Source organism: Pseudorhodobacter sp., from assembly GCF_030452865.1.
GTDB lineage: Bacteria > Pseudomonadota > Alphaproteobacteria > Rhodobacterales > Rhodobacteraceae > Pseudorhodobacter.
Genome location: NZ_JAKDLJ010000497.1, coordinates 1 through 2,283, shown reverse-complemented (window position 1 = coordinate 2,283; position 2,283 = coordinate 1). Strand labels below are relative to the sequence as shown.

At 59.4% G+C, this 2,283-nt stretch carries 2 protein-coding genes and 1 pseudogene; all 3 read right to left on the bottom strand.

Going from position 1 to position 2,283, the window contains the following annotated elements; translation table 11 throughout:
* A partial coding sequence (gene iolC, locus L0H65_RS18600) for a 5-dehydro-2-deoxygluconokinase (RefSeq protein WP_301460690.1) occupies positions 1–938 on the bottom strand: 938 nt, incomplete at its 3' end.
* 31 nt (positions 939–969) lie between these two features.
* The gene (gene iolG, locus L0H65_RS18595; RefSeq protein ID WP_301460689.1) at positions 970–1,962 is read right to left on the bottom strand and encodes an inositol 2-dehydrogenase; all 993 of its coding nucleotides are present in this window, start codon (positions 1,960–1,962) and stop codon (positions 970–972) included.
* 124 nt (positions 1,963–2,086) lie between these two features.
* A pseudogene (locus tag L0H65_RS18590) lies at positions 2,087–2,283 on the bottom strand (hypothetical protein); the annotation flags it as partial.

The following is a 2,283-nucleotide window of genomic DNA, read 5'->3' as shown; positions in this document are numbered from 1 at the left end:
CCATGTCGGCTAACGGCAAAAGCCCCGCAGGCATTGGCATATTTCAGCGAGGTCGGCCAATCCTCCCCATCCAGCCAACCTTTGAGCAAGCCTGACATAAACCCGTCACCCGCGCCCAGCACATTGAACACCTCAATCGGAAAACCGGGGCCAGCCTCGCCTTGGTCCAGCGTATCGGGAATTGTGCCAGTAAAAGCAACTGCACCCGCAGCACCGCGCTTGCACACCAGCGTTGCCGTTGAGACCGCCCGCACCGCGCGCAAAGCCGCCACCGTATCGGTGCTGCCACCCGCGATATGAAACTCCTCCTCTGTGCCAACGATCAGATCAAAGAAATGCAAACTTGCCTGCAATGTCGCGGTAACATTGGCACTTTCGACAAAGCGGCTTTCACCGTCGCCATGCCCCGCGACACCCCACAGATTCGGGCGATAATCAATGTCCAGCGCGGTTTGCATCCCCTCCGCGCGCGCGATCGTCAACGCCTTGATCGTGGCCGCAGCAACCCGTGGGTTGCTTAAATGCGTGCCGGTTGCCACCACAGCCCGCGCCTGCGCGATAAAACCGGGGTCAATGTCATCCACTGGCAGGCCCATATCGGCACAGTTTTCGCGGTAAAAGATCAGCGGGAACTGGTGCTGATCGCGTATTCCCAACAACACCAGCGCCGTCAGCCGGGTCGGATCGGTTTTCACGCCGCGCGTGTCGACCCCTTCACGGGTCAATTCCTCTCGGATAAAACGTCCCATATGCTCATCCCCGACGGCGGTGATGACAGCCGATTTCAGGCCCAGTCGCGCCGTCCCACAAGCGATATTGGTCGGGCTGCCGCCGATATACTTGTCGAAGGAGCGCATGTCTTCCAACCGTCCACCGATCTGCGCGCCGTAAAGATCGACGGAACTGCGGCCAATGGTGATCAGGTCAAGGGTTTTCATATAGATGTGGGCCTGTTGCAGAGGGTGAAAGCTACATGAGTTTAACCATGTTACCGGTTTGAGCAGATTTCAGTGCTGCATCCGCCAATTCAAGCGCCTTCAACCCGTCATATCCAGTCGTCGGGGTCGGCGCGCCGCTTGCCACCGCTGCAACGAAGGCCGCAATTTCGTTGGCATAGGCGGTGATATAGCGTGTCATGAAGAAATTCAGAAGCGGCGGCCGGGTGTAGCCGTTGCCATTTGCAATCTCAATCCGCGACATACGGTGGTTTTCGGCGCTGACCGAGCCTTTGGAGCCATGCACCTCGATGCGCTGGTCATAACCATAAGTGGCGCGGCGCGAGTTGTTGATGGTGCAATGCTTGCCGCTCGCGGTGGTCAGGATGACATTGACGCTGTCGTAATCACCCAAAGCCTTGATCGCAGGATCGGTCAACACCGAAGCTGCCGCCTGAACCGTGGCGATTTCCTCGGCCAACAGCCAACGCGCCACGTCGAAATCATGGATCGTCATGTCGCGGAAAATCCCGCCAGAGCGTTTGATATAATCGACAGGCGGTGCGCCGGGGTCGCGGCTGGTCAGGGTGATCATCTCAACCTCGCCGATGGCGCCGTCGTCGATTGCCTGTTTCAATGCCATGAAGTCGGGGTCAAAGCGGCGCTGGAAACCGACCATCAGCGTCGCCCCCGCCGCTTCAACCGTCTTGAGGCAATCGCGCACCCGCGCGGCGCTCAGATCAACCGGCTTTTCGCAAAAGACCGCTTTGCCAGCGCGCGCGAACTGCTCGATCAGATCGGCGTGGGTGTCGGTCGGCGTGCAAATCGCTACGGCATCGACATCGGCGCTGTCGCGGATCGCTTCAATCGTTCGGATGCCGCAACCATATAGCCCGGCCACCTTCTGCGCGTTTTCGGCAATCGGATCTGCGATGGCGACGAGGGTTGCGCCGGCAGTGGAAGCAACAGCGCGGGCGTGAACCTGGCCGATGCGGCCCGCGCCAAGGATTGCAAAGCGAACGGTCATAATGTCCTCATGTTTGGAAAACGGCGGTCGCGCGGAAACGCGGTCCCGCAGGGTGGAGGCGTGGCGCGCATAGGCGGTATCGTCGTATTCGGCTTGGGCCTTGGCACCGTTGATTTAGGCAACATCATTGTCGCCGGTGATTTTTGTTGGACTGGATGCCCAGATTGGCACAGATCCGGCCACGCCGGAATACCTCAATGCGGACTACCAGATCGAAAACCTGTCGCATGTTGTTGCGGATCAGCATCACCGGCGCACCTGACGCGTGCAAGGACGGGAGAGTTTTGCACTTGCTCGCATTCCTGCCCTCCCATGCCGCTC

What these genes read in the sequence shown, in the direction of transcription:
- iolG (WP_301460689.1), bottom strand. Translation starts at nt 1,962, where the DNA reads ATGACCGTTCGCTTTGCAATCCTTGGCGCGGGCCGCATCGGCCAGGTT.